The 5,598-nt window shown below is 50.8% G+C and carries 7 protein-coding genes; 3 read left to right on the plus strand and 4 right to left on the minus strand.

What is annotated here, in order from left to right; genetic code table 11:
- The coding region (locus NZ772_12620; protein MCS6814394.1) for an ATP-binding cassette domain-containing protein at nucleotides 1-140 on the minus strand (140 nt) is incomplete at its 3' end.
- Between the two features lie 5 nt (nucleotides 141-145).
- Nucleotides 146-919, minus strand: a complete 774-nt coding sequence (locus tag NZ772_12625; GenBank protein ID MCS6814395.1) for an ABC transporter permease — start codon at nucleotides 917-919, stop codon at nucleotides 146-148.
- A gap of 179 nt (nucleotides 920-1,098) precedes the next feature.
- Between NZ772_12625 and NZ772_12630 the strand changes: the two genes are divergently transcribed.
- Nucleotides 1,099-2,103, plus strand: coding sequence for a glycosyltransferase (locus tag NZ772_12630; GenBank protein MCS6814396.1), 1,005 nt, complete (start codon nucleotides 1,099-1,101; stop codon nucleotides 2,101-2,103).
- Here the strand turns inward: NZ772_12630 and NZ772_12635 are convergent.
- Nucleotides 2,100-2,531, minus strand: coding sequence for a metalloregulator ArsR/SmtB family transcription factor (locus tag NZ772_12635; GenBank protein MCS6814397.1), 432 nt, complete (start codon nucleotides 2,529-2,531; stop codon nucleotides 2,100-2,102). The genes NZ772_12630 and NZ772_12635 overlap by 4 nt on opposite strands.
- Nucleotides 2,532-2,701: 170 nt before the next feature.
- Between NZ772_12635 and NZ772_12640 the strand changes: the two genes are divergently transcribed.
- Both NZ772_12640 and NZ772_12645 read left to right on the plus strand, forming a co-directional pair.
- The gene (locus NZ772_12640; protein ID MCS6814398.1) at nucleotides 2,702-3,682 is read left to right on the plus strand and encodes an SDR family oxidoreductase; all 981 of its coding nucleotides are present in this window, start codon (nucleotides 2,702-2,704) and stop codon (nucleotides 3,680-3,682) included.
- Between the two features lie 33 nt (nucleotides 3,683-3,715).
- Nucleotides 3,716-5,278, plus strand: a complete 1,563-nt coding sequence (locus NZ772_12645) for an FAD-binding oxidoreductase (protein ID MCS6814399.1) — start codon at nucleotides 3,716-3,718, stop codon at nucleotides 5,276-5,278.
- Between the two features lie 139 nt (nucleotides 5,279-5,417).
- Here NZ772_12645 and NZ772_12650 read toward each other — a convergent pair.
- The coding region (locus NZ772_12650) for a hypothetical protein (GenBank protein ID MCS6814400.1) at nucleotides 5,418-5,598 on the minus strand (181 nt) is incomplete at its 5' end.

Raw genomic sequence — 5,598 nt, forward strand, 5'->3', positions numbered from 1 at the left:
AGAATGTTGATAGTCGTAGTTTTGCCCGCTCCGTTGGGGCCAAGCAACCCATAGACTTCGCCCGGCGCAATGGTTAGGTTTAGGTCTCGCAGCACATGGCGCTGTCCAAACCATTTGTTGAGATGTTCAATATGAAGCACAGATGCTATAGCCTCCTTTCAAAACAAAGCATCCGCCGATAGGCTAGCCAACTGCCCAAGATTGTGATGCCTGCACAGCCAGTTACAAACCAGAGGTGGCTACTTACGTCTTCTAGGGTTTTGCCATCAGCGGCGATTCCAGTCAATGCTTGGTTCATGTGATAAACAGGGTTAAACTCGGCAAGGTTCAACAAGGTGGCTGGAAAAAACTCGACAGGGATGAACGCTCCACCTAGCAGCAACAATGGGATGCCGAAGGATGCCACCAAGGTGTTAACGTCATCGGTGCGTTGGGCGAGTTGGGTACCTAGTAAGAAACCAACACCGACATAGGTCACGATCGTCAGCAGAATAATCATGCTAGAGAGCACAGGGGAGCCTGTAATGTTGCCACCAAGGGCAATGATTACAGCGTAAACTAGGAAGGTCTGGCCAATGCCGATCGTGCTGTGGGCCAGGAGTATGCCCAAGAAGTAAGAAATGCCGCTCAGGGGTGAAATCAACAGTCGTTTCAGGGTTTGTTGTTCTCGCTCGGCGACAACTGTAGCCACAGTGCCACCTAGGCAGCTAAAAAATAAAGCAGCGCCCACCAAGGTAGAAGGAGCAGTTTGCTGAAAAGCTTCAGCCCTGGAGAGGGGGGTACGATCGTCCAAGATCAGCCCGTTAATGACCAAGATCGAGAGGGGAAAGATACCCCAGAAAACCAAACTGCGCCAGCGCCGAATTAACTCAACCAAAATCCGCTGTGCTACTGCCAGCGTTTCACGCCAATATTTCATCAGGTAGGTTTTACAGGGTGACCCCCCTCATTATCTGGCATAACTCTGCTGAAAGCGAGTAGAGTCACACCGGATATTGTGACTTTATGAAACTTACTCCCATGACTGTTGTCCGCTAGCCATATTCCAGCAGTCTCTAGTATTCTTGAGGTGTTGCACGTGGTCAACGTATGACTGTAATGGGTGTTTCTCAAGGTAGGCCGCTGGTATCGGTTGTGGTCGAAGGTTACAACCAAGCACAGGAACAAGGCATTGTGGACAATACACTTCATGCCCTTAGACATCAAGATTTTCCCCTAGACCAGGTAGAGGTAATTTTAGTTGGCAGTGCTTATCAGTTGCTGGAATGGCAAAGTCTCTGCTATAATCCGGCTCCCTTTCAGGCGATTAAGCTCGTGGATGGAGGAGATGCAATTTATTACGAACTCAAGAATAAGGGGGCAGCTATTGCGACAGGCGATATTATTGCCTTTACCGACTCTGATGTTTGTCCACAGCGCAGGTGGCTATCATCCATTGTAACTACTATCCGCCAGGGTGCAGATGCGTCAGTAGGGTTTAGTTTGTTTAAGCGAGCAAAGGGGTGGGCTGCTGGATCGATCGTGCGCCAAATTGCCGCCTGCATTACCTTTGCCTACGTCCTGGGAAAAATTCGTCACTGGCGATCGGGACAATTACCAGATGTGGAAGTGCGGAGTATTGTTGGACACAATGTTGCCTTGCGTCGCGAACTATTCCAACGGTGTCAATATCGCATTGACCAAGGACGGTTGTTAGCATCTCCCCTGCTGTTCAGCTCTGTAGCTCAAGTGGGAGCGATCGTTGCCTTGCATCCTCAGCAACAAGTGGTGCACTACTTCACATGGACTTACTGGGTAAGGTTGCATTTTCGCTTTGGTTACGAAATCTATCAACTTCGACGCTTGGATCCCGTTTATCCCAATCAGTGGATTGCTCGCATGGGAATCCTAGAACCCTTGGTGACCTTGGGTTGGCATATGGTATTAGATATACCCCGCTGGTTGCGGTTTAGTTGTCTGCTGAGCATGAACCCACTACAGCGATGGGGGTTATTGCCCGTAGTAATGGGCTTGTCTCTAGTGGCCCATAGTGCTGAGATGGTGGGAATGTATTGGACCATGGTGGCTCCAGCAGCCATGAAACAATGGGCAGAATATGCCTAGGTGTCATCAGGTTCGTCTAAGTGGCTGACCACATCCTGGTAAAGATTCAGGATGTGGTGATCATTAAGACAATAAAAGACATTACGTCCCTGTTTGCGATAGTTGACAAGGCGCATTGCTCTGAGGATGCGGAGTTGATGCGAAACGGCTGACTCTGACATATTGACGATCGCCGCTAAATCACATACACAAAGCTCTTGAGCAGCCAAGGCAGACACAATGCGCAAGCGATTAGGATCTGCCAGTGAACCGAAAAACTCAGCCATTCGTTGTGCTTTCTCGACACTGAGCACATGATGATGCCCTTGGCGAACCGTCTCCAGACTAACAGGGTGCTGAATATCACAGGTTGGTGTCGTGATCGACGGTGGGTCTACCTCTGAACCAACTGCTGAACTAACGGTCACTTGAGAAAGAGATGGCGGCATAGTCATGGACGCAGACGATAAGTGAGTAACACGCTGCTATTCACTTCCAGTGTAAGAGATGACAGCACACAGGAATGGAGAATTCAGGAATCTCAGGATGAAAACCCGCATTGATAAACAGGTTCTGATAAAATTTTAAGAAACATTAACGGTCTATCATTTTTCTATTCATGAACGTCTTGATAGTTGGTGCTACGGGTACGCTGGGGCGGCAAGTTGCTCGCCGTGCTTTGGATGAAGGTCATCACGTGCGTTGCTTAGTGCGAGGATTTCAACGCGCCGCCTTTCTGAAGGAGTGGGGAGCAGAATTGGTCTTGGGTAATCTTTGCCTACCTGAAACCCTAGTGCCAGCACTCAAAGATATGGATGCGGTGATTGACGTAGCTACGTCTCGGCCTACAGATGCTATCTGGGAGGTAGACTGGGAGGGCAAAGTGGCCCTAATTCAAGCTGCCCATGCTGCTGGTATCAAACGCTTCATCTTCTTCTCGATTTTGGATGCTGAGCAGTTTCCCCATGTGCCCTTAATGAATGTGAAGCACTGCACAGAGGAATTTTTGAAAGCATCGGGATTGAACTATACTATCCTACGCCCGTCTGGATTTCTGCAAGGGTTAATTGGGCAGTATGCTATCCCAATTTTGGAAAAGCAGGCGGTGTGGGTAACGGGTGAATCATCACCAATTGCCTACATGGATACCCTAGACATTGCCAAGTTTGCGATCGCAGCCCTCACTCGTCCAGAGACTGAATATAAATCCTTCCCAGTGGTGGGCACTAGAGCATGGGGAACCCGCGAGATTATCCAAGTGTGTGAGCGCCTATCGGGACAAGAAGCTAAAGTGACTCAGGTGCCACTAGGGGTTATTCGCCTGGTAGAAAAGGCAGCACGGTTCTTCCAGTGGAGCTGGAACGTTGCCGATCGCCTCACCTTCGCCGAAGTGCTGGCCTCAGGCAAAACCATGACCGCTCCTATGGATGAGGTATACTCAGCATTTGGGCTGCAACCCCAAGACATGACAACCCTAGAGTCTTATCTGCAAGAATATTTCAGTCGTATTCTCCGGAAACTGAAGGAACTGGATTACGAGAAAGAAAAGCAAAAACAGAAGAAGAAAAAGAAAACCCCCTTCAAATCAGGAGCTAAGTGAAATCCTGCTGCCGATACTAAGTGAGGTTGTGGCATGTCTACGATCGCTCAGATGCTGTCATCAATTCCGGGCAATCCCCTAGCTAACCTCCAGCGGGTTGATGCCCTGTGGCAACAGATACGTCAGCGTACCTGGGCGACACCGACAGTAATCACCGAGCGTCAAGACTCTCTAGTAGCCCTAGACTGGGATGTGGCAATCGCTGGAGGCACCTTGGGTATTTTTTTGGGGGCAGCGTTAGCCCAGCGAGGATGGCGAGTTGTGGTCGTGGAACGGGGCTTGTTGCGAGGTCGGGCGCAAGAGTGGAACATTTCTCGTCGTGAGTTACACGTGCTCCTTACCCTGGAATTGCTGACCGAGCCAGAACTAGCCCAGATTATTGCTAGTGAATATAACCCAGCCCGCATCGCCTTCCACAAGGGAGTGGAATTGTGGGTTGAAGATGTGCTGAACATAGGGGTAGATCCGGTTGCCCTGCTGGATGTGCTGAAAACCAAGTTTCTGGCTTGGGGAGGAATGGTGTTAGAGCACACAACTGTTGTAGGTGCGGTCGTTGGGGATGCAGGGATTCAATGTCAAATCACCGATAGTGCTGGAGAAACCCACACCTTGACAGCACGGCTGCTCGTAGATGCCATGGGACATTTTTCGCCGATCGCCCGCCAAGCTCGCCAAGGACAATATCCCGATGCAGTCTGCCTAGTGGTAGGCACCTGTGCTGCTGGCTTTTCCCATAACGACACTGGCGATCTATTGGTAACCTGCACCCCCATTCAAAATCAATGTCAATATTTTTGGGAAGCATTTCCTGCCCGTGACGGTCGTACCACCTACTTATTTACCTATCTGGATGCTGATCCCAGCCGCCCTAGCCTAGAAAGCTTGTTTGAGGACTATCTCCGCCTGTTGCCAGACTATCAGCAGGTGGCGATCGCCCAGCTTCAGTGGCAGCGAGCACTATTTGGCATGTTCCCCTGCTATCGCCAAAGCCCCCTAGCTTCTTGCTGGCAGCGGGTGTTGCATGTCGGTGACAGTAGCGGCAGCCAGTCACCCCTGAGTTTTGGAGGCTTTGGAGCATTGTTGCGCCATCTCCAACGGTTGACCGAGGGTGTGAATGCCTTCCTACGAGAGGATATGCTCGATCGCTCCAGTTTAGCTCTATTGCAGCCCTATCAGCCTAATCTCTCCGTCACTTGGCTGTTTCAACGCACGATGAGTGTCGGTGTTCACCAAACCGTCCACCCTGACCAAATTAACCAGTTGCTCTCCGCAGTGTTTGCCGCCATGGCAGCCTGTGGAGATCAGGTGTTAAAGCCCTTCTTGCAGGATGTAGTGCAGTTTTCGCCCCTCTCCCAAGCCCTGGCCCGTACCTCCTGGGCGCATCCCGGCCTTGTAGCGCGACTAGTGCCCCAATTGGGCATCCCTACCCTGATGGACTGGATGAAACATTATCTGGCCTTGGGTGGCTACACCCTGCTGGATCAGGCTAGTTCACTCATTAGCCCTTGGCTGGCAGCATTACCTGCTCATCAGCAAGCACGGTATCAACGGTGGCTAGAAGCTTGGCACTACGGTGCTGGGCAAGATCACGGCTAACCACGCCCATGACGATCGCCCTCACCCTTATCCAGTTCAATCTCTCCAGATCGCAACCGAGATGCCTCTGTCGGCAGACTCTAGGTTGCCTATCCATTGAACTGGCATGAGACCCATACCTCCGATAGTTGGAAGGCTGCTATCGCGCATTCACCCGCTGCAAATGCCATGAAAACATCATTGTTTGCCCAGCATTGGTTGTCACCACCACTTGATCCTGCAACTGATTGATGTTGGTAAACCGCCGCAAATGCGAATAATCGATTGCTCTCCTAGGGAACTTTCGCTCTAGTTCTGCTCGTCGCTCTGGGCTAAGAGTT

The sequence above is a fragment of the Cyanobacteriota bacterium genome, from assembly GCA_025054735.1.
Classification (GTDB): Bacteria; Cyanobacteriota; Cyanobacteriia; order SKYG9; family SKYG9; genus SKYG9.

Coding starts and splice junctions, on each gene's coding strand:
- NZ772_12625 (MCS6814395.1), bottom strand. CDS start 919: ATGAAATATTGGCGTGAAACGCTGGCAGTAGCACAGCGGATTTTGGTT.
- NZ772_12630 (MCS6814396.1), top strand. CDS start 1,099: ATGGGTGTTTCTCAAGGTAGGCCGCTGGTATCGGTTGTGGTCGAAGGT.
- NZ772_12635 (MCS6814397.1), bottom strand. CDS start 2,531: ATGCCGCCATCTCTTTCTCAAGTGACCGTTAGTTCAGCAGTTGGTTCA.
- NZ772_12640 (MCS6814398.1), top strand. CDS start 2,702: ATGAACGTCTTGATAGTTGGTGCTACGGGTACGCTGGGGCGGCAAGTT.
- NZ772_12645 (MCS6814399.1), top strand. CDS start 3,716: ATGTCTACGATCGCTCAGATGCTGTCATCAATTCCGGGCAATCCCCTA.